The sequence below is a fragment of the Mesorhizobium sp. LMG 17147 genome (assembly GCF_024297145.1).
In the GTDB taxonomy this organism is placed as follows: Bacteria; Pseudomonadota; Alphaproteobacteria; order Rhizobiales; family Rhizobiaceae; genus Mesorhizobium.
On sequence record NZ_JANCTC010000001.1, the window covers coordinates 285,008 to 307,750 of the forward strand.

Below are 22,743 nucleotides of genomic sequence, written 5' to 3' on the forward strand. Positions count from 1 at the left end.
CGCCTGAATCATGTTGCAAGGCGTCCCGGCGATCGGCGGGGCGCCTGTTTTCTTGGCCAGACGCTGCGATCGCCGGCGAGAGCAAAGACGCTCTGGTTCCCTCGACGATCGGATTCCCGACATGGTCAATGACGTCAAGCATTCGGAAGCCAAATATGGGCTGGGCAGCTACCAGCACACACGCAGGATGGTGCTTGCCGTCGTCGTCGTCGTCCTGTTCGCGATGCTTTTGTTCGGGCAGTCGGTTTTTCCGCCCGATACGCCTGTGCATGAAACGATCGAAATGGTTGGCGTCGTGCTGATCTTTCTCGGCATCGTCGGACGCTTGTGGTCGACGCTCTATATCGGCGGTCGCAAATCCTCCGAAGTGGTGACCGGCGGCCCCTATTCGATCACCCGCAACCCGCTCTATGTCTTCTCTACTTTAGCTGCCGCCGGTGTCGGCGCACAGATCGGCTCCATCACCGCCACGATCGGCTTTGCAGCGCTCTGCGCTGGTGCCTTTTACATCGTTATCCTGCGCGAGGAGAAATTCCTCAAGGAGGTTCTCGGCGCGCCATACCAGGCCTACCTGGCGAAAGTGCCGCGCTTTTTTCCGAAGCTGTCGCTATACCAGGAAGGCGACACCGGCGGCTTCAAGCCGCGCCTGCTGCGAACCACGCTGCTGGACGGTCTGGTCTTCCTGGTTGCCTTGCCGGCTTTCGAACTGATCGACGGCGCCCAGCAGTCCGGCATATTGCCGGTGCTGTTCCGTCTCCCCTGAGTGCAGTGTTGCTGAGTACAGTGTTGCTCGGCACGGGGTGTTGCGCGCCAGCCCGCTTTGACGTATAGGACCGCCGTTCCCAAAAAACCGCCCGGCAGGGCATGCCGTGGCGGTTTCATTAGCTTTTCGGGCTTTGGTCGGCCTGAAGCGAACAAAAAGCGCATTGGTGCGCATATAAACGGAGTAGCAAAATGCCCAAGATGAAGACCAAGTCGGCCGCCAAGAAGCGGTTCAAGATCACAGGTACGGGTAAAGTTCTGTCGGCTGCGGCCGGCAAGCGTCACGGCATGATCAAGCGTTCCAACAAGTTCATTCGAAATGCCCGCGGCACGATGGTTCTGGCTGAACCGGACGGCAAGAAGGTCATCAAGAATTTTCTGCCGAACGGCCTTTAGAGCATTCGGCCTGGACACGCATTTGTTTTACGCAATTCCGAACGGAAAACCGCTAGGCACTTTTCCTGGAATTGCTTTTAAGGAGATCATGACATGGCACGCGTAAAGAGAGGCGTCACCTCGCACGCCAAGCACAAGAAGGTCCTGAAAGCCGCCAAGGGTTTTTACGGCCGCCGCAAGAACACCATTCGCATCGCCAAGCAGGCGGTGGAAAAGTCGCTGCAGTACGCCTATCGCGACCGCAAGAATCGCAAGCGTTCGTTCCGCGCGCTGTGGATCCAGCGCATCAATGCGGCGACGCATGAGCATGGCCTGACCTACGGCCGCTTCATCGACGGTCTCAACAAGGCTGGCATCGAGATCGACCGCAAGATCCTGTCGGATATGGCCATCCACGAGCCGCAGGCCTTCGCCGCACTCGTGGCCAAGGCCAAGGTCGCGCTCGAATATCTCAAGAACACCACGCCGAATGCTTTTGAAAGCGCTGTCGCTTAAGACCAGCGCTTCCCAAGCTATTCGACACTTGATTTGGGAAACCCGCGCTGGCAGGGCTGGCGCGGGTTTTTCTTTGCTTCCAATCGGATCTGGAACATGAGTGACATGGAAACTCTCGAACATTCCCTGATGGCCGAGATTGCCTCGGCCGCCGACGAGCAGGCGATCGAGGCGGTGCGTGTCTCGGCCCTCGGCAAGAAGGGCTCGGTTTCCGAGATGCTGAAGACGCTCGGCTCGATGAGCGCCGAGGAGCGCCAGGTCAAGGGCCCGGCGATCAACGGCCTCAAGAACCGCGTCACCGAGGCGCTTTCTGTTCGCCGCGCCGAGCTGAAGGACGCGGCGATTATGGCGCGTCTCGCCGCCGAGAAGGTTGATGTGACGCTGCCGGTCAGGCAATCGCCGGCCGAGCGCGGCCGCATCCATCCGATCAGCCAGGTCATCGATGAGATCGCGGCGATCTTCGGCGATCTCGGCTTTGCCATCGCCGAAGGCCCCGACATCGAGACCGACTATTACAACTTCACCTCGCTGAACTTCCCGGAAGGCCACCCGGCGCGCGAGATGCACGACACCTTCTTTTTCCAGCCGGACGAGAAGGGCGAGCGCAAGCTGTTGCGCACCCACACCTCGCCGGTGCAGATCCGCACCATGGAGATGCAGAAGCCGCCGATCCGCATCGTCATTCCTGGCAAGACCTACCGCCAGGATTCCGATGCCACCCACTCGCCGATGTTCCATCAGGTCGAGGGGCTGGTGATCGACAAATCGGCCAATGTCGCCAATATGAAGTGGGTGCTAGAGGAGTTCTGCAAGGCCTTCTTCGAGGTGCCGAGCGTGAAGATGCGCTTCCGGCCGTCCTTCTTCCCGTTCACCGAGCCCAGCCTCGAGGTCGATATCCAGTGCGATCGTTCGCGGCCGGGCGAGGTGCGTTTCGGCGAAGGCTCCGACTGGATGGAGATCCTCGGCTGCGGCATGGTGCACCCCAATGTGCTCCGTTACGGTGGCCTCGATCCCGACGAATATCAGGGCTTCGCCTGGGGCATGGGCATCGACCGCATCGCCATGCTGAAATACGGCATGCCGGATCTGCGCGCCTTCTTCGACGCCGATGTCCGCTGGCTTTCGCATTACGGTTTTAGGCCGCTCGACATGCCAACGCTGTTCGGGGGCTTGAGCGCGTGACGAGCGGGCTGCAGCAAATCCGCGGACAGCTCGCCTTCCTGCACATGTCCGACGCGCCGCCGCATAGCTTCAAGTGCGATGTGCCCAGACCAGTCAGCCTGGAAAGACCAGTCAGCCGGCAAAGACCAGACGGAACACAGTCATGAAACTCACCCTCTCCTGGCTCAAGGATCATCTCGAGACCGACGCCTCGCTGGCGGAAATCGTCGAGCGTCTCACCTCTATCGGCCTTGAGGTCGAGCATGTCGACGACCGGGCGAGCCTAGCCCCCTTCGTCATCGCCAAGGTGGTGACGGCGGTGCAGCACCCAGATGCCGACCGGCTTCGCGTGCTGACCGTCGACACCGGCGACGGCAAGCCACCTGTGCAGGTCGTGTGTGGAGCGCCGAACGCCCGCGCCGGCCTGATCGGCGCCTTTGCAGCACCGGGCACCTATATCCCCGGCATCGACGTGACGCTGACCGTCGGCAAGATCCGCGGCGTTGAAAGCCACGGCATGATGTGCTCCGAACGTGAGCTCGAATTATCCGAAGAGCATGACGGCATCATCGACCTGCCGGCCGATGCGCCGGTCGGCACCAGTTTCGCCGCCTATGCCCATCTCGACGACCCGCTGATCGAGATCAATCTGACGCCGAACCGGCCGGATGCCACCAGTGTCCATGGTATCGCCCGCGATCTGGCGGCGAGCGGGCTCGGCACGCTGAAGAGCGCGCCGATAGAGCCGATCCCAGGCAGGGGCGAGACGCCGATAAAGGTGACGATCGAAGCGCCGGAGCTCTGTCCCGGCTTTGCGCTGCGCCTGGTGCGCGGCGTCAAGAACGGACCGTCGCCGAAATGGCTGCAGCAAAGGCTTCTCGCCATCGGCTTGAGGCCGATCAGTGCGCTCGTCGATATCACCAATTACGTCACCTTCGACCGCGGTCGGCCGCTGCATGTTTTTGACGCTGGGAAGGTCACCGGCAATCTCACCGTGCGCCGGGCGCGTGACGGCGAAAAGGTGCTGGCGCTCGACGGCCGCGAATACACGCTGACGCCTGAGATGTGCGTGATCGCAGACCAGGACGGCATCGAATCGATCGCCGGCATCATGGGCGGCGAGCATTCCGGGTGTGACGAGAACACCACCGACGTGCTGATCGAGTCGGCGCTTTGGGACCCGATCGCCACCGCCCGCACCGGCCGCACGCTCGGCATCATCAGCGATGCACGCTACCGCTTTGAGCGTGGCGTCGACCCGGAAATGATGGTTCCGGGCGTGGAGCTGGCAACGAAGCTGGTGCTCGATTTTTGCGGCGGCACGCCGGCGCAAACCGAGGTCGTCGGCTATGCCGGCCATCGGCCGAAGATCGTCTCGTTCCCTTTGTCGGAAGTGAAGCGGCTGACCGGCATCGAAGTGTCGCGCTTGACGAGCCTGGACATTCTTGCCCGCCTCGGCTTCAGGCCGGAGGGCACGGGCGATGTCGTCAATGTAGCGGTGCCTTCCTGGCGGCCGGATGTCGACGGCAAGGCCGACCTTGTCGAGGAGGTCATGCGCATCCACGGCGTCGACAACATCGCGCCGCAGCCGCTTGGTTCGCACGATGCGGTCAACGCCAAGATCCTGACTGTGCTGCAGATACGCACCCGCGCCGCCAAGCGGGCGCTTGCCGTGCGCGGCATGATGGAGGCCGTCACCTGGTCGTTCATTCCGGCAAAACACGCCGAATTGTTCGGCGGCGGCCAGCAGGCGCTAAAGCTTGCCAACCCGATCGCCGCCGATATGTCGGATATGCGGCCGTCGCTGCTGCCGGGGCTGATCGCGGCAGCGCAGCGCAATGCCGACAAGGGCATCGGCGATGTCGCGCTGTTCGAAGTGTCGGGCACTTATGAGGGCGACGGCGCCGACCAGCAGCGGCGCGTTGCCGCCGGCGTGCGGCGCGGCACCGCCAAGCTCGACGGCTCCGGCCGCCATTGGGCGGGCAGCGCCGGCGCCGTCGGCGTCTTCGATGCCAAGGCCGATGCGATCGCAGCACTCGAAGCCTGCGGCGCGCCGGTCGAGCGGCTGCAGATCGAGGCCGGCGGCCCGGCCTGGTATCATCCCGGCCGCTCCGGCACGATCAAGCTCGGGCCGAAGGTCGTGCTCGGCACATTCGGCGAATTCCACCCGAAGACGCTGGAAGGGCTTGACGTCTCCGGCCCGCTCTGCGGCTTCGAAGTATTCATTGATGCGGTGCCCGAGCCGAAGGCCAAGCCGACGCGGACAAAGCCAAGGCTCGATCTGTCCGCCTTCCAGGCGGTCAAGCGCGACTTCGCCTTCGTCGTCGACAAGGCGGTCGAAGCCGGCACACTCGTTCGCGCCGCCCTAGCCGCCGACAGGAAGCTGATTTCCGGCGTCTCGGTGTTCGATGTTTTCGAGGGTGCAGCCCTCGGCGCGGCGAAGAAATCGATCGCCATCGAGGTGTCGATCCAGCCGGTCGAAAAGACGCTGACCGATGAGGATTTCGAGGCGCTGGCCAAGCGCATCGTCGAGAATGTCGGCAAGCAGACCGGCGGCGTGCTGCGCGGCTGAGGGGTTGCGAGCGCCTGGCGAATCGCCGTCCAAAGGGCGATGGGCCATTTGCGCTATTCAGGGCTGCCCTTCGAGGAACAGCGTGCAGTCTTTCTCGATATCGTCTCGTCCGATCCGCTGATCGGCGAGACGCTGTCGCGGGTGCGCACGCTTGACCTCCCCGACTGGCTGGTCGTCTCCGGCGCGCTCTACAACAGCGTCTGGAATCATCTGACCGGAAAGCCCTCGGGGTACGGCATCAAAGATGTCGACCTGTTTTATTTTGACGAGAGCGATCTGTCCTATGAGGCCGAGGATTTGGTCATTCGCCGTGCCGCGAGGCATTTCGAAGGGCTGAAGCTGCCGGTCGAGGTGCGCAATCAGGCGCGGGTGCATCTGTGGTATCCGAGCAAGTTCGGGCAGGAATGCCCGCGTTATATGAGCGCTAGCGAATCGGTCAGCTATTTTGCGTCGAAGACGCATGCCGTCGGCGTCCGCTTCGATGCCGAGGGGCGCCTCGATCTGGTGGCACCGTTCGGGCTCGACGACATCTTTTCGTTCCGCATCACGCCGAATAGGGTGCTGGATAATCAGCGGACCCATGAAATGAAGGGCAGGCGGGCACAGGAGCGCTGGCCGGAGATTACTGTCGTGCCTTGGTAGAATGTCGGCGCGAGGCACCTGCCCCTGCCGGGCATTTCCCCGCAAGGGGGAAGATTGGCAGTTCCATCGCCCTGCCCGCCCTTCCGGCGCCGGTGATTGGCGAAAGCCGAGGTGACGTCCAATTTCCCTCCTTGAGGGGGAGATGTCCGGCAGGACAGAGGGGGTGCCAATTTCTCGCGATTATTTTGCACCGCTGCGGCATTCGAAACGGGGTGCCGAAACGCCCCGTTTCGATTGCGCTGTCGATTGCAGTTCACCCGTCGACCAGGGCCAGCAGCTCCTCGGTGTAGCGCTTGCCGACAACCTTGTCCGGCGACAGCGCATCGCTGATGGCTGCTATCTCGGCCTGGGTCAGCACGATATCGGCTGCCGCCGTATTCTGTTCGAGATGTCGGATCTTGCGGGCACCAGGGATCGGCACAATGAAGTCGCCCTGATGCAGCACCCAGGCGAGCGCCAGCTGCGCCGGCGCCACGTCCTTCTCTGCGGCCATATTTTCCAGCACGGCGACGACCGCCGCATTGGCCGCCATGGCGTCGGCCTGAAAGCGCGGCAACCCCCGGCGCCAGTCGTCGGCGCCGAGAACATCGGGCTTGGCGATCGTGGCGGTGAGCAGGCCGCGGCCGAGCGGGCTATAGGGGACAAAGCCGATGCCGAGCTCGCGGCAGACGGCAAACACCTCCTCCTCCGGATCGCGGCTCCACAACGAATATTCGCTCTGAACCGCGGCGATCGGATGCACGGCATGCGCCCGGCGGATGGTCGCCGCACTCGCCTCCGACAGGCCGAGCGCCCGCACCTTGCCCTCGCGTACCAGCTCGGCCATGGCGCCGACCGTATCCTCGATCGGCACGCTGGGGTCGACGCGGTGCTGGTAGTAGAGATCGATGATCTCGGTATCCAGCCGCTTCAACGACGCTTCGGCCACCGCCTTGACATGCTCCGGGCGGCTGTCGACGCCGGCCATGCGCTCGGTGCCGCTGCCTTCTTCGAGGATCTTGAAGCCGAATTTGGTCGCGATCGTCACACGATCACGCACCGGCTTCAGCGCCTTGCCGACCAGGATCTCGTTCTCGTAGGGGCCATAGACCTCGGCGGTGTCGAAGAAATTGACCCCGATCTCGACGGCGTGGCGCAGCGTGGCAATCGCCCCCGCCTCCGGCTGACCACCATAGGCAAAGCTCATCCCCATGCAGCCGAGGCCGACTGGGTAGACGTCGAGTTCATTGCCGAGCTTGCGGGTTTGCATCACGTGTCTCCTTGTTGTGATGGTTGTGATGCCACGGAGATACCGTCTTGCGCAGCGTTCGATAATCGCCTCTTATTTGCACGGGCTGTTCCCAAAAATAGATCAATGAAGCGAACACATCTTTCACAGCTTGCCGTGCTGGCAACGGTCGCCCAATGCGGCAGTTTTCGCGGCGCCGCCAAGGAGCTGGCAATCGCGCCGTCGGCGGTCAGCCACGCGGTGTCCAGCCTGGAAGCGCGCCTCGGCGTGCGCCTTCTGGCGCGCAGCACGCGCAGCGTCGCTCCGACCGAGGAGGGCGCGCAGCTGCTCGAGCGCCTCAGGCCGGCGCTGTCGGAAATCGACCTGGCGCTGGAATCGGCGATCGAGGCGCGCGACCGGCCGGCGGGCAATCTCCGGCTGACCGTGCCGCGCACCGCCGCCCACCTGGCGCTGACGCCAAGGCTCGGCGCCTTTGCGGCTGCCTATCCCGACATCGTGCTGGAGATCGTCATCGATGACCGCTTCACCGATGTGGTCGAGGGCGGCTTCGATGCCGGTGTGCGGCTGGGCGAGAGCCTGCAGCGCGACATGATCGCAGTGCGCATCGGGCCGAACCTTCGCGGCGCGGTGGTCGGCACGCCATCCTACTTCGAGACCAGGCCCAAGCTGCAGCATCCGCGCGATCTCGCCGCTCACCGCTGCATCCGCTTCCGCTTCTCCAGCGGCATCATCTATCGCTGGGAATTCGAGAAAAACGGCGAGGAGATCGAAATCCCGGTGCAAGGGCCATTGATCCTCGACGAGGACCATCTGATTGCCAATGCTGCGGTTGACGGCGCCGGGCTCGCCTTCGTGTTCGAGGACTATGTCCGCGACCCGCTCGCCGCCGGCAAGCTCGTTCGCGTGCTGGAGGACTGGTGCCCGCCCTTCGATGGTTTCTTCGTCTATTATCCGAGCCGACGCCAGATGCGGCCGGCGCTCAGGGCCTTTGTCGATTTCTTCAAAGTGAGCATATAGCGGCACCGTCGGAACAGCGGAGGGCAATCTATTCAGGCGTGAATGCTCGTCTTACGGCCGTTGGCACGGGCAATTGGTCGTCTCCCAACATAAGTGGAAACCGCCTTTCCGGGATGGAAGAAAGCCGACCTGGCATTCGTTCACAGACCATGTCAGCACTGCCCAAACACCAGCCGACCGGCTACGGCTGGACAGCGATCATCCTTCACTGGCTGATCGCGGCGCTCTTTATCGGCCAGTTCGTGCTCGGCTTCGTCATGGTGCGGCTGTCCAGCCAGCGCACCGCCTTCGAGCTGATTCAGCTGCATAAATCTTTCGGTTTCCTATTGCTTGGGCTGGTCATCCTGCGCATCGCCTGGCGCCTTGGCAGACCGGCCCCGCCGCTGCCGCGCTCAGTCGGCCCTTTCGAGCGCCGCACGGCGCCGCTTGTCCATCTTGCGCTTTATGCTTTTCAGCTCGCTCTGCCGCTGTCCGGCTGGGCGCTGGTCTCGGTCTCGGTGCTGGAGATCCCGAGCGTGCCGTTCAATCTGTTCGTCATGCCCAATCTGCCGCTTGGTGAATCAGACATGGCAGAAAGCTTCTGGGCAGCGACGCACTGGTATCTCGCTTATGCCGGCATCGGACTTGTCGCTTTGCATCTCGCTGCTGCGCTGCGTCATCATTTCTGGCTGAGGGATACCGTGCTGACGCGCATGATCACGGCTTCGTCACATCGCGAGACGGAATAGAGCGGGCGGCTCATTCGTTCATGGGGCGAGGACGCAAGAAAGCGTTGCCTGCCAAGAGGACCATTTCCATGTACGCGCGCATCTTCGGATTTGCGGCAGCCGCCGCTTGTTTTGCCATGCCTGTTTTCGCCGCCGTTGCCCTTGGCGAGGCGGCCGGCAGCTACACGATCAGCCCAGGGAGTTCCAGCATCCACTTCTCCATCGCCAAGCTCGGCGGCGGCGGGCTCGACGGTGCCTTCTCCCGCTTCAAGGGCAATATCCTCATCGACAACAGCGATGTCGGCCGGTCCCAGGTCAATTTCACCATCTTCCCCGAAAGCGTCGGTACCGGCCAAAGCCGCATCGATGCCTTTCTCCGCTCGGACGCGGTTTTCGACGCGACCAACAATCCGGAGATCCAGTTCCGTTCGACCAGCGTCAAACGCACCGGCGACACGTCGGCCCTTGTCACCGGCCAGCTGACGGCGCGCGGCAAGACCTTTCAGGAAAAGTTCACGGCCGAGCTCGGCGGCCTCAAGGCGGGCACGATAAAGTTCCACGTCACAGGCAAGGTGTTGCGGTCGCGCTATGGCATGGATGTCGGCACGCCGATTTATTCCAACGTCGTCGAATTCAATATGACGCTGACGGGTAGAAGGGGTTGAGCGGTTCTTCCTGCGATTTCACCGTCGCTGCAGGACCTGGGTTCCTCTCCCCACTTCGTGGGACGAGGAACCACGCTCCCGCATTGGCTTTTCCGCCGATTTCAGGCAAACCTCCAGGCCTGCAATCGAGAGGAGAAATCTGATGTTCCGATGGGGTGTTTTGTCGACGGCCAAAATCGGCCGCGAGCAGCTTTTGCCGGCAATCGTCGAGGCGGAGAACAGCGTGCTGTCGGCGATCGCCAGCCGCGATCTGTCGAAAGCACGGGCGCTGGGCGAACGCTTCGGCGCGCACCACGCTTTCGGCTCCTATGAGGAACTGCTCGCCTCCAGCGACATCGACGGCGTCTACATTCCGCTGCCGACCTCGCAGCATGTCGAATGGACAGCCAAGGCGATCGAGGCCGGCAAGCATGTTCTGGTCGAAAAGCCACTGGCTCTCGACGCCAAGGACATTCCGCCACTGATCAAGCTGCGCGATGCCAGGAAGGTGCTGGTCTGCGAAGCCTTCATGGTCGTCTACCATCCGCAATGGATCAAGGTGCGCGAGCTGATCGCCAACGGCGCCATCGGCCGGCTGCGCCATGTCCAGGGCGCGTTCTCCTACTACAATGTCGACCCCAACAACATGCGCAACAAGCTCGATCTCGGCGGCGGCGCGCTGCCCGACATCGGCGTCTATCCGACGGTATCGACGCGCTTTTCGACCGGCAAGGAGCCGCTGCGCGTCCAGGCGACGATCGAGCGCGACAAGACATTCGGCACCGACATCTATTCCTCGATCCGCGCCGATTTCGGCGACTTCGAGCTGTCGTTTTACCTTTCGACGCAGATGGCGGCACGCCAGGTGATGGTCTTCCACGGCGAGAAGGGCTTCATCGAGGTGTTCTCACCGTTTAACGCCGGACTCTACGACCACCACCGCGTCGAACTGCACAACCAGAACCACAGCGAGGCGCAGGTCTTCCGCTTTCCCGGCACGCAACAGTACCGGCTGGAAGTCGAGGCCTTCGCGCGGGCGGCACAGGGTGGCAAGGATCGTGTCTTCACCCTGGAAGAATCGGTGCTCAACCAGAAGGTCATCGATGCCATCTTCCGCGCCGGCGAGAAGGAAGGCTGGGAGGCAGTCTAGGCCGGCCGTGATCCTGCAGCGGGCCGGTTTGGACGAGATCATGGCCAAATAGATGCCCGACGATGCGGATGTGATCATTGTCGGCGCCGGCCTTGCCGGCCTTGTCGCGGCGGCCGAACTGACTGCGGCCGGCAAGAAGGCCATCATTGTCGAGCAGGAGCCGGAGCAGTCGCTTGGCGGCCAGGCATTCTGGTCGCTCGGCGGCCTCTTCCTCGGTGGGGTGAAACAAGCCCCGCCGGCGGCCGTTGCGCCAAGGTGGCGGTCGCACCGAACGGCCAACTTCCCTTGGAGCATTTTGCAGCCAAATGGAATCACTAGGCGTCCGCATAAATGCGGCAAAACAGTTAGTTAGAGCGGGTTACCGGTTCCAGGAGAACCGCTCTAGGCGAAGGGCTGCAAATTGACGTCCTGAAGCTTGGAACCGGCAAGCAAAGCCTCGAGCACCTGCTTCTTGAGAAACAGGCACTGCGAACGGGCAAGTTTGACGATGCCGGAAGCGTCGCCTGCCTCGCAGGCAAGAACCAGTTCCTTTTGCTGGGCGATGATCAACTGGGTGAAGTCGCGGGACTTGAACCCAAGGTGGAGAACCCGCGCCGATTGGTCGAGTATCTGGTCCAGTAGATGCGCCAATCGTAAATTTCCCGAGAGCTCCGCAAGGGCCAGACGAAACGCACGATCAGCCGCCAGGAATGCAACGTGACTACGCAACGTCTCCGGCTTCAGCACTTTTTTCGCTGCCAGCCCGATGTCCTCCAGCCCGCGCTCGGTAATGTTCGATGCCGCCACCCTGAACACTTCCGGTTCGATCAAGCTGCGGACATCGAAGATCTCGTTGACGTCCCGCAGGCTGAGCGTTGCAACGACGTAGCCGCGGCGCGGCTCGCTCCTGACCAGACCTTCCTGCATCAGGCGGGCCAACGCCGCGCGGATGGTCGCCTTTTTGATCTGGTATCGATCGCCGATCTGTTTTTCGGTCAGCGCTTCGCCGGGGCGCAGCACGCAGGCAATGATGTCATTCCTCAGCTGCTCATATGCCTGTTCCCTGCGAAGGACGTCGGCGGCTGACAGTGCTGTCGCCTCGACCGTGGCCGGCCTCGCCGGCTCGGCGGTCAACTTCGTCGTTTTCATATTTTGTCCGTTTGGCTGTCCGGTTGACGCTGGCATCGGCATTCGCTAGCGTGAGCGCCTCAGGTTGAAACTCTGAGCATCTCAGGGAGGATAACTGATATGCCTTTACCCGCCAACTCGCCTCTCTACGCTGTTGCCGATGATATCGTCAATGCCGCGAAGGGGCCAGATCCCCTCGAAGCGGTAAGGACGGTCCTGGGCGACTACACCAACCGTTTTCACGCATCGGGAACACTCGCTCACGAAGAAGACGACGACGAGGTTCTTTTGCATGCGAGTCCGAACCTGACGATCTATCACATCACGTTGTCGCCCGGCCTGCAGTACCCGCCCCACAACCACCTGATGGATGCCTTGATCGGCATCTACAAGGGCAGCGAGACGAACTTCATCTATCCCGTTGCCGGCAGCGAACTCGATGTTCCCGAAAGGCAGGACATCGCAGCGCCTGCCGTCGTGCACATGGCGTCAAATACCGTGCATGCGGTTGCGAATACGGGCAGCGCGCGATCCGGTGCCCTGCATGTCTATCTCGGCGATCTCACACGAACCCATCGGCAGCTGTGGAGCCCGGAAAGCAACCAGGCCGAACCGTTTGACAATGATCGCTACCTGGCCGGCGCACGGCCCATCCAGCAGTCCGGGTAGGAATGAGCAGAGGCGTCGCGGGCGGCAAATTTGGCCGTGATCAGCGGACCCGTCGGAATCGCGTCACACTTGTCACTCTCGCCAATCCGCTATCGCCCCTATCCTGGCTCATGACCAATCAGCAACACGTCGCGCCGGGAATGGTGCGACAACAGACCAGCAAGGGAGATGCACAATGACGGCACATCAGAATGGCACAGGCGAGCAGACGACGCGGCTCGCGATGAAGACACCACCGGTCGTTTCGCCTGACGCGTGGGAGGCCGCGCGCCAGCAGTTGCTCGTGAAGGAGAAGACCGTGACCCGGGCTCGCGACGCCTTGGCCGCCGAGCGTCGGCGGATGCCGTGGATGGCGGTGGAGAAGACCTATACGTTCGAGGGGCCCAGCGGAAAGATGAGCCTGCTCGACCTGTTCGAGGGCCGCCGTCAACTGATCGTCTACCGCGCTTTCTTCGAGCCCGGCGTATTCGGCTGGCCCGATCACGCTTGCCGCGGCTGCTCGCTGGGGGCAGACCAGGTCGGCAATCTTGCCCATCTGAACGCCCGCGACACCACGCTTGCCTACGCCTCGCGCGCACCCCAGGCCGACATTGCGCGGCTGAAGGCGCGGATGGACTGGAAAATGCCCTGGTACACCATCACCGACAGCTTCGATGCCGATTTCGGCGTTGACGAGTGGCACGGCCATAACGTGTTCATCCGCGATGGTGATCGCGTGTTCCGTACCTACTTCATCAACAACCGCGGCGACGAGGCGATGGGGACCGTATGGAGCTATCTCGACCTGTCGCCGCTCGGCCGCCAGGAGGTTTGGGAGGATTCGCCCGAAGGCTATCCGCAGACGCCGACGTACAAGTGGTGGAACTGGCACGACAATTACGACGCCGAAACCGTTCCCGACAAAAAGTGGGTCGAGGTGTCGGACGCCGGAGAGGCCGCGTTCCGGAACCGCACCGAATAGAACGTTTGGCGTCGCGGAAATGCGGCTAGGACAATTGGAGGAGCGGGATGCACGTTCATTCGACCGCATCCCGCTCGCTATGCAGGACTATGGCCATGAGCGAGATTCATGCAGGCGGATCCACCGGCGATGCGAGCCCGGCCGGCCTTGGCGCAGCCGATTGGCTGTCCTTTGCGGCCGCGCCGACCTTCGCAACCATGGCGCTGCTGACGTTTCTCGGCGCAGCGCCGGATATGATGTGCTCGACCGGGCAAGATGCGTCGCCGCTGGGCGGCATGGTCCCGATGTACCTGCTGATGAGCGCCTTTCATTTGGGACCTTGGTTGAGGCGGGTCTCCGGCCGCCGACGCCGCCGCAAGTAGAGCTATAGCGGCCGATAAAGGCCCTTCGCGGCGAGGAGGACAGCCCTCACCAGATCCATTCGCCCTTCCCAAGTACCGTCACGGCATCGACAATCCGGGTAAAGCTCGAGCGGGCGCGGCCGGCCGTGTGCCTGGCTCTGAGATAGCCGTGCACCAGCCCCGGCTCCTCGAACCACCAGGCGCGTCCGCCTGCGGCAACGACGCGGTCGCGATAGGCTTCACCGTCCGACGACAACGGGTCGCATTCGGCGGTGATCACGACGGTAGGCGGCAGATAGGCGAAATCGGCGTCGGCGAGCGGAGACAAAGTGATGTCGCCTGTAGCGTCCACTCCGCCAGTCCGGATGTTTTTATAGAACTCCAGGTCGCGCATCGTCAGCATTGGCGCTTCGGCATGCGTGACATAGGAACCGAGTGAACGATCGCCACCAAGGCCAGGATAGATCAGCACCTGGCCGACCGGCTTTGTCACGTGGCCACGCGTCGCATGACTGACGGCACAGGCGAGATTGCCGCCGGCGCTGTCGCCGCAGAGCAGGACGGGGCATTCGTAAGTGGCGGTGGCCCATTCGAAGGCGCCCATCGCATCGTCGAAGGCGGCCGGGTGCAGATGTTCCGGCGCCAGCCGGTAGTCGACCGAGACCACCTCATAGCCGGTGCGGGCGCAAAGCTCGGCGCAGACATCGTCGTGGCTGTCGAGCCCGCCGAGGATGTAGCCGCCGCCATGGACATAGAGCACCATCGCAGAGGCGTTCGGCGCCGCGCTGCGATAAATGCGGATCGGGACGTCGTGCGCTGGCGCGGCAATGACGGTGGTTTCAGCCGTCACGCCATCCGGATAGCCGGCAGAGAATTCGCGGCACATCCGGTCGTAGATCGCGCGCTGCTCGGCGATCGTGTAGTCGATCGTATCCGGCGGATAATACGAATTGGTCCGCTCGATGAAGGCCCAGGTCTCGGCGTCGATGAGTTTCTTGTAGTTTGTCATGGGAACGGAACGGATAGTGACGAATCCGCCTGAACACCCTCCTCTGGGACGGAACGCCGTCGTTCCAGGGACACTCACTATCTGCCCTTCCACACCGGATCGCGCTTTTCGGCAAAGGCGCGAAAACCCTCGAGATTGTCCTCCGAGCCGTAGAGCGCGTCAACCGTCGGCAGTTGCCGGCGCGTCACCCGGTTCATGGCATCCTGGAAGGTCAGCGATTCTGCGACCCGGGCCGTTTCCTTGATCGCGGCGAAGACCAGCGGCGGGCCGCTGGCGAGCAGCCGGGCGATCTCCCAGACGCGGTCCTCCAGTCTTTCCTTGGGCAGCACCTCGTTGACCAGGCCCCAGCGATGCGCCTCGGCGACATCCATCCAGCGGCCGGTGAACAAAAGGTCCATGGCGACATGATAGGGGATGCGCTTCGGCAGCTTGATCGTTGCCGCATCGGCCAGCGTGCCGGCGCGGATTTCGGGCAGCGCGAAAGAGGAGTGGTCCGACGCGTAGATGAGGTCGCAGGACAGCGCCAGCTCGAAGCCGCCGCCGACCGCCATGCCGTTGACGCAGGCGATCACCGGCTTGTTGAGGTCGCGCAATTCCTGCAGCCCGCCGAAGCCGCCGACGCCATAGTCGCCGTCGACGGCATCGCCGCCAGCCGCTGCCTTCAGGTCCCAGCCGGCGCTGAAAAACTTGTCGCCGGCGGTCTTGACGATGGCGACGCGCAGGTCGGGATTGTCGCGAAACCCCTTGAACGTCTCGCCCATCAGCCGCGACGTCTTCAGGTCGATGGCATTGGCTTTGGGCCGGTCGAGCATGACTTCGAGGATCGTGCCCTCGCGGCGGGTGGTGATGACGTCAGACATTTTTGTTCTCTCCCAGCACCAGCAGCGCGTCGGCGATCCAGGCGCCCTTGCCCTCGGTGCAGACGATCAGAGGATTGATGTCGAGCTCCTCGATCTCGCCGGCATTTTGCTGCACGAAAGCGGCAATGCCCGATATCGCATCGATTGCAGCTGCGACATCGGCCTTCGGCCGACCGCGATAACCGTCGAGCAGCGGGAACAGCTTCAACCCGCGCAAAGCGGCCTCGATGTCGTCACGGGTCGCCGGCAGCATCAGTGTGACGCTGTCGCGCAACAGCTCGACCAGCACGCCGCCGGTGCCTAGCGTCATTACCGCGCCGAACATCGGGTCGCGGGTGAAGCCGACCAGCAGCTCGGCGACGCCGTCGCGCACCATGCGCTCGACATAAAGGCCGGTGCCGAGCGGGCCGAGATCATGGGCGGCGGTGCTGACCGATTCGGCATCCCTGAGGTTGAGCCGGACCGCGTCGAGCTCGGACTTGTGGATGACGCCAAGAGCCTTCAGCGCCACCGGGAAGCCGAGCGCCATCGAGGAGATCACAGCTTCGACCGCGTTGCCGGCGCGCTCGCCCTTCGGCACGGGGAGCCCGGCCTCGATGAGCCGCGCCTTCGCCTCGGCCTCGTCCGGCGTGACATGGTCGCCGGCCGGCGCGCCGGACGCCGAAGTGTCGATCGGCTGCGCCTGCGGCTCGCGCCACGCCCAGCCGATGAAGGCTGCCGCCTGGGCGGCGTCCATGGCCTCGGAAATGCCGAACAGCGGCACCATGCCCCGCGCCATCAGGCCGGCAGTGTATTCCTCGGGCAGGTTTTCCGGCAGCGAGGAGACGATCGCGCCCTGCGCGCTGTTGGTCTTCAGCGCCGATTCGAAGGCGCGCAGCGTCGCCCACCAGTCCGTGTCCGAGCAGCGGTCGGGACGCGGAAAGTCGAGCACCAGCATATTGAGGTCGAAGCCGCCAGACACCATGGCGGTGAAGGTGGCGGTCATCGCCGGCTCGTTGTTCCAGATGAAGGTGTGGTAGTCGAGCGGGTTGGCCACCGCGACCAGCGGCCCGAGCGTCGATTTGACCCGCGCGCGGTGCTCGGGGGTGAGTGGCGGAAACGTCACCCAGCGGCCTTCGGCGCTGTCGGCCATGACCGACGCCTCGCCGCCCGAGCAGCTCATCGATGACAGCCGGTAGCCGGGCAGGGGGCCGGTGACGTGCAGTAGCTTGAGCGCCTCGATGAAGGCGGGAATTGAATCGATCCGGGCGATGCCGAGCCGCCTCAGGAAGGCGCCGGACGCCGCGTCCGAGCCGGCCAGCGACGCGGTGTGCGACACGGTCGCCTGCCGCGCCTGCTCGGAGCGGCCGACCTTCATGGCGATAACAGGCTTCTTCAACTCGCGTGCCCGTGCCGCCAGCCTTTCGAAGCCGGCTACCGAATCGAAGGCCTCGATATGCAGGCCGAGCGCGGTGACGCGGTCGTCCTCGATCAGGCCGAGCGCCATTTCGGAAAGCCCGGTCTGCGCCTGGTTGCCGGCGGTCATCAGGAAGGCGATCGGCAGGCCGCGTTTCTGCATCGTCATGTTGATGGCGATGTTCGACGACTGGGTGATGATGGCAACACCGCGACCGCCTTCCGGCAGCCTGATGCCGCCATGCTGGTCGGGCCACAAAAGCGCGCCGTCGGCGTAGTTGATCAGCCCATAGCAGTTCGGCCCGATGATCGGCATTTGGCCGGCCGCCGCGACCAGTTCGGCCTGCAGCCGCTCGCCGTCTTCGTCATAGGCCTCGGTTTCGAGAAAGCCGGCGGCGAAGCAGACCGCACCGCCGGCGCCGCGCTCCGCCAGCGCCTTGACCACTTCGATGGTCAAGTGCCGGTTGACGCCGACGAAAGCGGCATCCGGCGCACTGGGCAATTCGGCCACCGAGCGATAGGCCTTGCGGCCGGCGACCTCGTCCTTGCTCGGATGCACCGGCCAGATCTCGCCGGCAAAGCCCATCTTGATCGATTGCGCGACGACGGCCGCCGCCTGCGCACCACCGAAGACGGCGATCGATTTCGGCCGCAAAAGACGTTCAAGCCTGTGCATTGTCATCTTTTCGTCTGAGCATGATCTTTTCCAAAGACCGGATTCCACTTTTTGGGGTCACGCTCTAGCCCCCGAACGGGCGCAGCAGCGCGCGCGAGATGATGTGGCGCTGGATTTCGGAAGTGCCTTCCCAGATGCGCTCGACGCGGGCGTCGCGCCAGATGCGTTCCAGCGGCAGGTCGTCCATCAGCCCCATGCCGCCATGGATCTGGATCGCCTCGTCGGCGACGAAGGCAAGCATTTCGGTGGCCTTCAGCTTGGCCATGGCCATGTCCTGGTCGGTGACGGTGCCCCGATCGTACTTCCAGCCGGCTTCGAACACCATCAGGTCGGCGGCCTTCAGCTCGGTCGCCATGTCGGCGAGCTTGAACGACACGCCCTGGAATTTGCCGATCGGCTGGCCGAACTGCTGGCGCTGCGCGGCGTATTCGATGGCGTGGCCAAGCGCCCGCTCGGCGCGGCCGAGGCAGGTGGCGCCGACCTGCAGGCGCGTTGCGCCGAGCCAGGAATTGGCGACCTCGAAGCCCTTGTGGACCTCGCCGAGTACCTGGCTCGCCGGCAGCCGGCAATCGTCGAATTCGAGAATGGCGTTGGTGTAGCCGCGATGCGAGACGTTGCGGTAGCCTTCGCGCACGGTAAAGCCCTTGGTGCCCTTGTCGACGAAAAAGGCGGTGATCTTCTTGCGTTTTCCACGCGAAGACTCTTCCTCCCCTGAGGCCATGAAGACGATGGCGAAATCGGCGAGGTCGGCGTGGCTGATGAAATGCTTGGTGCCGTTCAGCACCCAGTCGTCGCCGTCTTGCACGGCGGTTGCCTTCATGCCGCGCAGATCGGAGCCGGCGCCCGGCTCGGTCATTGCCAGGCAATCCCATTTTTCGCCGCGAATGCACGGGAACAGATACTTCTCGCGCTGCTCCGGCGTACCGGCCAAAAGGATGTTGGAGGGCCGCGCCACGCAGGTCCAGTGCAGCGCGTAATTGGCGCGGCCGAGCTCCTTTTCATAGAGTAGCCAGGTCACCGTATCGAGCCCGGCGCCGCCGACTTCCGTTGGCATGTTGGCGGCATAGAGGCCGGCTTCGATCGCCTTGGCCTTGATCTCCTCGATCAGCTCGCGGCGCAGCACACCGGTGCGTTCAACCTCGCGCTCATGCGGGTAAAGCTCGTTCTCGACGAAGGCCCGCGTCGTCTCGACGATGAGCTTCTGCTCCTCCGAAAGACCAAAATCCATGGTTCAGCCTTTCTTCTTTTTCTTCAGCTTTTCAGCCTTGGCCTTTTCGGCCGCCCTGGAGGCGCTGGGCTTCTTCGCCGCAAGCTTGGCCAACTGCCTGGTGTAGTCCCTATGCAAGGCGCCGGCACCCCAGCCTTTGCTTTTGTTCTGCTTCGACAGTGCCTCCATGATGGCGACCAGATTGTCGTCGCGGATCTTTTCGAGATCGCGGATCGACAGACCGTGCGCCTGGTCGTCGGACTGGGTCGCGATCAGCTCGACCAGCTCGTCGTTGAACTCCGGCACGTCCATCAGCTTGGTCCAGGGCCATTTCAGGCACGGGCCGAACTGCGCCATGAAGTGGCGCATGCCGGCCTCGCCCCCGGCGACGCGATAGACCTGGAACATGCCCATCTGCGCCCAGCGCAGGCCGAAGCCATAGCGCATGATGTCGTCGAGCTCCTCGACCGTGCAGATGCCGTCCTTGACCAGCCACAGCGCCTCGCGCCATGCCGCTTCGAGCAGGCGGTCGCCGACGAAGGCTTCGATCTCCTTGCGGATTACCACCGGCTTCATGCCGATCGAGGCATACATCTCCTTGGCGACCTCGATCGCCTCGGGAAAGGTCTGTTCGCCGCCGACGATCTCGACCAGCGGCAGCAGATAGACGGGGTTGAACGGATGGCCGACGACCAGCCGCTCCGGATGCTTCTTCATCGCCACCTGCATGTCGGTCGGCTTGATGCCGGAAGTGGAGGAGCCGACAATTGCGTTGGCCGGCGCATAAAGGTCGATTTCGGCCAGCACGCGGTGCTTCAGGTCGAGCCGCTCCGGCACGCTTTCCTGGATTAAATCGGCATCGGCCACTGCCTCGGCGATCGTCTTGGCGAAGGTGAGCTTGCCCTCTTTCGGCAAGCCGCCGGGCAGCATCTGCTTGTAGGCGCGTCGCGCTCCCTTCATCACCTCGCCGACCTTGCGTGATGCCTCGGGGTCGGGATCGAAGATCGATACGTCGATGCCGTTGAGCAGCAGCCGCGCGACCCAGCCGGCGCCGATCACGCCACCACCGATGGCGGCCGCCTTGTTGATGATGCTCATGCGGAAGCTCCGGTTCTTGTGCTGGCTGTTGCGGGGTCGGTGAGGGCGACGCGTTCGCCGGCACGGATCACGGACGCGTCATAGGCCTTGCCGCGCGAACACTTCGAGCACGAAGGGCCGGAAGAAATCGATCGGCAATGTCTCGTAGTCGGGGTCGAAGCTCGACTGATCCCAGCGTTCGCAAAACTCATCGCAATCGTCGAAGTAGATGTGCCCGGCGAAACGGTCGCGGGCGTGCGGATTGCCGCCGAGGTGATGGGCGTAATAGAGGCGCTGGAAATCGCCGTGCTTTTCCACCACCCAGGTGCATTGCTCGCGAACGAAGGGTTTCAGGATCGACGCCGCATACTCGTCGTGATTATAGGGCGCGTAGATGTCGCCGATGTCGTGCAGCAAGGCGCAGGCAATCCAGTCGGTGTCGGCGCCGTCGCGCCAGGCCCGCGTTGCCGCTTGCAGCGAATGGCCGAGCCGGGTGATCTTGTAGCCCGAGAGGCCCGCATCCAGCTGGACGAGCGCGTCGAGCAGCCGTTCGCCGGTCTTTGCCGCGTAGTCGATCTCGTGCTCGGTGAGGAAGGCATAATCCTCGCGGTCGCCGTCCTTCATGGCGGTGAATTTCACGGTCTTCATCGGTGGCTCCTCCCAACCGATTCCCTGTTCAAAGCGGTGCGCGCTTCGTCAGGTTGAGCTTCTTGCGGACTTCGTCCGGGCCGATGACCCTGGCGCCCATATTCGACACGATGCTGACCGCCCGCTCGACCAGCTGCGCATTGGTCGCCAGCACGCCCTTGTCGAGCCAGAGATTGTCCTCCAGCCCGACGCGGACATTGCCGCCGGCGAGCACCGCGGCAGCGACGTAGGCCATCTGGTTGCGGCCGATGGCAAAAGCCGACCAGTTCCAGGTCGCCGGCACATTGTTGATCATCGCCGTGAAGGTGTTGAGGTCGTCCGGCGCCCCCCACGGCACACCCATGCACAATTGCACCAAGGCGTCCGGCTTCAGCACTTCTTCCTCGACCAATTGCTTGGCGAACCACAGATGCCCAGTGTCGAAGGCCTCGATCTCCGGCTTGACGCCGAGCGCCGTCATCATGCCGCCCATGGCACGCAGCATGCCGGGCGTATTGGTCATGACATAGTCGGCCTCAGCGAAATTCATAGTGCCGCAGTCGAGCGTGCAGATCTCCGGCAGGCACTGGCGGACGTGCTCCATGCGGTTGCTGGCACCGCCCATGTCGGTGGCTTTTTCGTTCAGCGGCAGCGGGTTTTCCGGCGGGCCGAACACCATGTCCCCGCCCATGCCGGCGGTCAGGTTCAAAACCACGTCGACATCCGCCGCGCGGATGCGCTCCGTTACTTCACGATAAAGGTGTACGTCGCGCCTGGGCTTGCCGGTTTCGGGATCGCGCACATGGCAGTGGACGATCGCCGCACCTGCCTTTGCCGCCTCGATGGCCGAATCGGCGATCTGCTTGGGCGAACGCGGCACATGCGGGCTGCGATCCTGCGAACTGCCGGACCCGGTCACGGCACAGGTAATGAAGACCTCACGGTTCATCGCTAACGGCATCGGACTCTCTCCCAATAGGACGTAGGGCAAGAATGCCTGACTTGCCGGAAACTGTTTTGCGTTTTACGAAGATCGTGTGACCAAACACGAAAAACCGACGATCTTTCAGGCCGAGCGTTTGCCGCTCAAGGTAACGCTGCTGGTATTCTCCGGCTCATCGATCATGTGCGTCGCCTCAGCCGTCGATCCATTACGCGCCGCAAACCGCATTGCCGGTGAGACGCTGTTCGATTTCAGGCTGGTCTCGGTGACGGGCGAGGCGCCGGTTACCACATGCGGCCTGCCGGTGGCGGTCAGCGGCCGCTTCGATGCGGCTGACACAACCGACATGCTGGTCGTCGTCGCCGGATTCGGCACGCAGAACTATGCCACATCGGCCCTGCTGTCCGGACTGCGCCGGGCGGCGCGCGCGGCACGCGCCTGCGGCGGCGTCGAGGCGGGTACGTGGCTGGTGGCGCGCGCGGGCTTGCTGGAAGGGCGCAGCGCCACCACCCACTGGGAGGACATGGAGGATTTCTCGTCGGCCTTTCCCGGCGTCGACGTGCGCCCCGATCGCTACGTCATCGACGGCCCGGTGTTCACCTCCGGCGGCGCCTCGCCGACCTTCGACCTGATGCTGCATCTGATTCGCACGCGGCTCGGTATGGCGGTGGCGCTCGATGTCGCGAGCGTCTTCATCTACGACCAGGCGCGCGCCGCGACCGACGCGCAGCCGCTGGTCTCGCTCGGCCGTCTCGACGGCTATGATCCCAGGTTGGCGCAAGCCATCCGGCTGATGGAAGCGCATATCGACCAGCCGCTGACCATAGGCGCGGTGGCCAAGCGCGCCGGGGTGACGGCACGAACGCTGGAAAGTATCTTTCGCAAGTCGATCGGTGAAACGCCCGGCGCCTATTATCTCAGGCTGCGCCTCGGCGCCGCGCGCCGGCTGGTGGTCGACACGCGCGTGGCCATGGCCGATATTGCCGGGCGAACGGGGTTTTCGTCCGCCGCGGCATTTTCCAGAGCGTTTTCAAGAGCGTTCGGCGAAGCGCCGGTCAGGCTGCGTCAGGGATAATGCATGTCGCCCAAAAGTGCGT

Annotated in this window: 23 protein-coding genes and 1 pseudogene; 15 read left to right on the top strand and 9 right to left on the bottom strand. The window is 63.4% G+C overall.

The genetic code is table 11. From position 1 onward, the window contains the following. Positions 1-121 precede the first annotated feature (121 nt). From NMG46_RS01470 to NMG46_RS01495, 6 genes are all read left to right on the top strand, one after another. Positions 122-763: an isoprenylcysteine carboxylmethyltransferase family protein gene (locus NMG46_RS01470; protein ID WP_254815960.1), complete on the top strand. Its 642-nt coding sequence runs from the start codon at positions 122-124 to the stop codon at positions 761-763. Positions 764-954: 191 nt separating this feature from the next. Then, positions 955-1,158, top strand: a complete 204-nt coding sequence (gene rpmI, locus NMG46_RS01475) for a 50S ribosomal protein L35 (protein ID WP_006201248.1) — start codon at positions 955-957, stop codon at positions 1,156-1,158. Between the two features lie 93 nt (positions 1,159-1,251). Continuing rightward, positions 1,252-1,653: a 50S ribosomal protein L20 gene (gene rplT, locus NMG46_RS01480; protein WP_006201247.1), complete on the top strand. Its 402-nt coding sequence runs from the start codon at positions 1,252-1,254 to the stop codon at positions 1,651-1,653. Between the two features lie 96 nt (positions 1,654-1,749). Beyond that, a complete protein-coding gene (gene pheS / locus NMG46_RS01485) occupies positions 1,750-2,835 on the top strand; it encodes a phenylalanine--tRNA ligase subunit alpha (protein WP_254815961.1) in 1,086 nt (361 codons plus the stop codon). A 142-nt stretch (positions 2,836-2,977) separates the two neighbouring features. Further along, entirely contained in the window at positions 2,978-5,386 is a 2,409-nt protein-coding gene (pheT, locus tag NMG46_RS01490) for a phenylalanine--tRNA ligase subunit beta (RefSeq protein WP_254815962.1), read from the top strand. Between the two features lie 39 nt (positions 5,387-5,425). Further along, the gene (locus tag NMG46_RS01495) at positions 5,426-6,028 is read left to right on the top strand and encodes a nucleotidyltransferase family protein (RefSeq protein WP_254815963.1); all 603 of its coding nucleotides are present in this window, start codon (positions 5,426-5,428) and stop codon (positions 6,026-6,028) included. A gap of 253 nt (positions 6,029-6,281) precedes the next feature. On the opposite strand, the gene NMG46_RS01500 is transcribed toward NMG46_RS01495, so the two are convergent. Beyond that, positions 6,282-7,277 (bottom strand): aldo/keto reductase, encoded by a 996-nt coding sequence (locus NMG46_RS01500; protein WP_254815964.1) that lies wholly within the window; start codon positions 7,275-7,277, stop codon positions 6,282-6,284. A gap of 105 nt (positions 7,278-7,382) precedes the next feature. Here NMG46_RS01500 and NMG46_RS01505 point away from each other — a divergent pair, with 105 nt between their 5' ends. The 5 genes from NMG46_RS01505 (at position 7,383) to NMG46_RS29640 (ending at position 11,126) form a co-directional block, all read left to right on the top strand. Beyond that, positions 7,383-8,273 (top strand): LysR family transcriptional regulator, encoded by an 891-nt coding sequence (locus NMG46_RS01505; RefSeq protein WP_254815965.1) that lies wholly within the window; start codon positions 7,383-7,385, stop codon positions 8,271-8,273. 149 nt (positions 8,274-8,422) lie between these two features. Next, on the top strand, positions 8,423-9,001 hold the full coding sequence (locus NMG46_RS01510; protein ID WP_254815966.1) for a cytochrome b: 579 nt from the start codon (positions 8,423-8,425) through the stop codon (positions 8,999-9,001). A gap of 68 nt (positions 9,002-9,069) precedes the next feature. Then, a complete protein-coding gene (locus NMG46_RS01515) occupies positions 9,070-9,645 on the top strand; it encodes a YceI family protein (protein ID WP_254815967.1) in 576 nt (191 codons plus the stop codon). 142 nt (positions 9,646-9,787) lie between these two features. Beyond that, positions 9,788-10,774, top strand: coding sequence for a Gfo/Idh/MocA family protein (locus tag NMG46_RS01520; protein WP_254815968.1), 987 nt, complete (start codon positions 9,788-9,790; stop codon positions 10,772-10,774). 52 nt (positions 10,775-10,826) lie between these two features. Next, the gene (locus NMG46_RS29640) at positions 10,827-11,126 is read left to right on the top strand and encodes an FAD-dependent oxidoreductase (protein WP_302893579.1); all 300 of its coding nucleotides are present in this window, start codon (positions 10,827-10,829) and stop codon (positions 11,124-11,126) included. A gap of 29 nt (positions 11,127-11,155) precedes the next feature. On the opposite strand, the gene NMG46_RS01530 is transcribed toward NMG46_RS29640, so the two are convergent. Continuing rightward, positions 11,156-11,902: a GntR family transcriptional regulator gene (locus NMG46_RS01530; RefSeq protein WP_254815969.1), complete on the bottom strand. Its 747-nt coding sequence runs from the start codon at positions 11,900-11,902 to the stop codon at positions 11,156-11,158. 99 nt (positions 11,903-12,001) lie between these two features. On the opposite strand from NMG46_RS01530, the gene NMG46_RS01535 reads away from it, so the two are divergent. The 3 genes from NMG46_RS01535 (at position 12,002) to NMG46_RS01545 (ending at position 13,873) form a co-directional block, all read left to right on the top strand. Further along, positions 12,002-12,550 (top strand): autotransporter, encoded by a 549-nt coding sequence (locus NMG46_RS01535; protein WP_254815970.1) that lies wholly within the window; start codon positions 12,002-12,004, stop codon positions 12,548-12,550. A gap of 175 nt (positions 12,551-12,725) precedes the next feature. Beyond that, positions 12,726-13,511, top strand: coding sequence for a DUF899 domain-containing protein (locus NMG46_RS01540; RefSeq protein WP_254815971.1), 786 nt, complete (start codon positions 12,726-12,728; stop codon positions 13,509-13,511). Positions 13,512-13,606: 95 nt separating this feature from the next. Next, the gene (locus tag NMG46_RS01545) at positions 13,607-13,873 is read left to right on the top strand and encodes a hypothetical protein (RefSeq protein WP_254815972.1); all 267 of its coding nucleotides are present in this window, start codon (positions 13,607-13,609) and stop codon (positions 13,871-13,873) included. Between the two features lie 46 nt (positions 13,874-13,919). Here the strand turns inward: NMG46_RS01545 and NMG46_RS01550 are convergent, their stop codons facing one another. The 7 genes and pseudogenes from NMG46_RS01550 to NMG46_RS01580 all read right to left on the bottom strand — a co-directional run bounded on the left by NMG46_RS01550 (position 13,920) and on the right by NMG46_RS01580 (position 21,664). Next, complete coding sequence (locus NMG46_RS01550) at positions 13,920-14,861, bottom strand: alpha/beta hydrolase (protein ID WP_254815973.1); 942 nt, start codon at positions 14,859-14,861, stop codon at positions 13,920-13,922. Between the two features lie 77 nt (positions 14,862-14,938). Beyond that, a complete protein-coding gene (locus NMG46_RS01555; RefSeq protein ID WP_254815974.1) occupies positions 14,939-15,721 on the bottom strand; it encodes a carnitinyl-CoA dehydratase in 783 nt (260 codons plus the stop codon). Next, positions 15,714-17,792, bottom strand: a complete 2,079-nt coding sequence (locus tag NMG46_RS01560) for an acetate--CoA ligase family protein (protein ID WP_254815975.1) — start codon at positions 17,790-17,792, stop codon at positions 15,714-15,716. Before NMG46_RS01560 ends, NMG46_RS01555 begins: the two co-directional genes overlap by 8 nt. Positions 17,793-17,856: 64 nt before the next feature. After that, positions 17,857-19,020: an acyl-CoA dehydrogenase family protein gene (locus tag NMG46_RS01565; RefSeq protein ID WP_254815976.1), complete on the bottom strand. Its 1,164-nt coding sequence runs from the start codon at positions 19,018-19,020 to the stop codon at positions 17,857-17,859. A 3-nt stretch (positions 19,021-19,023) separates the two neighbouring features. Next, positions 19,024-20,097, bottom strand: a complete 1,074-nt coding sequence (locus NMG46_RS01570; RefSeq protein WP_254815977.1) for a 3-hydroxyacyl-CoA dehydrogenase NAD-binding domain-containing protein — start codon at positions 20,095-20,097, stop codon at positions 19,024-19,026. Then, positions 20,094-20,724, bottom strand: a pseudogene (locus NMG46_RS01575) (HD domain-containing protein). Before NMG46_RS01575 ends, NMG46_RS01570 begins: the two are co-directional and overlap by 4 nt. A gap of 28 nt (positions 20,725-20,752) precedes the next feature. After that, entirely contained in the window at positions 20,753-21,664 is a 912-nt protein-coding gene (locus NMG46_RS01580) for a 3-keto-5-aminohexanoate cleavage protein (protein ID WP_254815978.1), read from the bottom strand. A gap of 76 nt (positions 21,665-21,740) precedes the next feature. Here NMG46_RS01580 and NMG46_RS01585 point away from each other — a divergent pair, with 76 nt between their 5' ends. Then, positions 21,741-22,721: a GlxA family transcriptional regulator gene (locus tag NMG46_RS01585; RefSeq protein WP_254815979.1), complete on the top strand. Its 981-nt coding sequence runs from the start codon at positions 21,741-21,743 to the stop codon at positions 22,719-22,721. Positions 22,722-22,743: the final 22 nt, after the last annotated feature.

What these genes read in the sequence shown, in the direction of transcription:
- NMG46_RS01515 (WP_254815967.1), top strand. Translation starts at nt 9,070, where the DNA reads ATGTACGCGCGCATCTTCGGATTTGCGGCAGCCGCCGCTTGTTTTGCC.
- NMG46_RS01550 (WP_254815973.1), bottom strand. Translation starts at nt 14,861, where the DNA reads ATGACAAACTACAAGAAACTCATCGACGCCGAGACCTGGGCCTTCATC.
- rpmI (WP_006201248.1), top strand. Translation starts at nt 955, where the DNA reads ATGCCCAAGATGAAGACCAAGTCGGCCGCCAAGAAGCGGTTCAAGATC.
- NMG46_RS01545 (WP_254815972.1), top strand. Translation starts at nt 13,607, where the DNA reads ATGAGCGAGATTCATGCAGGCGGATCCACCGGCGATGCGAGCCCGGCC.
- rplT (WP_006201247.1), top strand. Translation starts at nt 1,252, where the DNA reads ATGGCACGCGTAAAGAGAGGCGTCACCTCGCACGCCAAGCACAAGAAG.
- NMG46_RS01470 (WP_254815960.1), top strand. Translation starts at nt 122, where the DNA reads ATGGTCAATGACGTCAAGCATTCGGAAGCCAAATATGGGCTGGGCAGC.
- NMG46_RS01505 (WP_254815965.1), top strand. Translation starts at nt 7,383, where the DNA reads ATGAAGCGAACACATCTTTCACAGCTTGCCGTGCTGGCAACGGTCGCC.
- NMG46_RS01535 (WP_254815970.1), top strand. Translation starts at nt 12,002, where the DNA reads ATGCCTTTACCCGCCAACTCGCCTCTCTACGCTGTTGCCGATGATATC.
- pheT (WP_254815962.1), top strand. Translation starts at nt 2,978, where the DNA reads ATGAAACTCACCCTCTCCTGGCTCAAGGATCATCTCGAGACCGACGCC.
- NMG46_RS01560 (WP_254815975.1), bottom strand. Translation starts at nt 17,792, where the DNA reads ATGCACAGGCTTGAACGTCTTTTGCGGCCGAAATCGATCGCCGTCTTC.
- NMG46_RS01555 (WP_254815974.1), bottom strand. Translation starts at nt 15,721, where the DNA reads ATGTCTGACGTCATCACCACCCGCCGCGAGGGCACGATCCTCGAAGTC.
- NMG46_RS01495 (WP_254815963.1), top strand. Translation starts at nt 5,426, where the DNA reads ATGGGCCATTTGCGCTATTCAGGGCTGCCCTTCGAGGAACAGCGTGCA.
- NMG46_RS01540 (WP_254815971.1), top strand. Translation starts at nt 12,726, where the DNA reads ATGACGGCACATCAGAATGGCACAGGCGAGCAGACGACGCGGCTCGCG.
- NMG46_RS01500 (WP_254815964.1), bottom strand. Translation starts at nt 7,277, where the DNA reads ATGCAAACCCGCAAGCTCGGCAATGAACTCGACGTCTACCCAGTCGGC.
- NMG46_RS01510 (WP_254815966.1), top strand. Translation starts at nt 8,423, where the DNA reads ATGTCAGCACTGCCCAAACACCAGCCGACCGGCTACGGCTGGACAGCG.
- NMG46_RS29640 (WP_302893579.1), top strand. Translation starts at nt 10,827, where the DNA reads ATGCCCGACGATGCGGATGTGATCATTGTCGGCGCCGGCCTTGCCGGC.
- NMG46_RS01580 (WP_254815978.1), bottom strand. Translation starts at nt 21,664, where the DNA reads ATGCCGTTAGCGATGAACCGTGAGGTCTTCATTACCTGTGCCGTGACC.
- pheS (WP_254815961.1), top strand. Translation starts at nt 1,750, where the DNA reads ATGAGTGACATGGAAACTCTCGAACATTCCCTGATGGCCGAGATTGCC.
- NMG46_RS01565 (WP_254815976.1), bottom strand. Translation starts at nt 19,020, where the DNA reads ATGGATTTTGGTCTTTCGGAGGAGCAGAAGCTCATCGTCGAGACGACG.
- NMG46_RS01530 (WP_254815969.1), bottom strand. Translation starts at nt 11,902, where the DNA reads ATGAAAACGACGAAGTTGACCGCCGAGCCGGCGAGGCCGGCCACGGTC.
- NMG46_RS01520 (WP_254815968.1), top strand. Translation starts at nt 9,788, where the DNA reads ATGTTCCGATGGGGTGTTTTGTCGACGGCCAAAATCGGCCGCGAGCAG.
- NMG46_RS01570 (WP_254815977.1), bottom strand. Translation starts at nt 20,097, where the DNA reads ATGAGCATCATCAACAAGGCGGCCGCCATCGGTGGTGGCGTGATCGGC.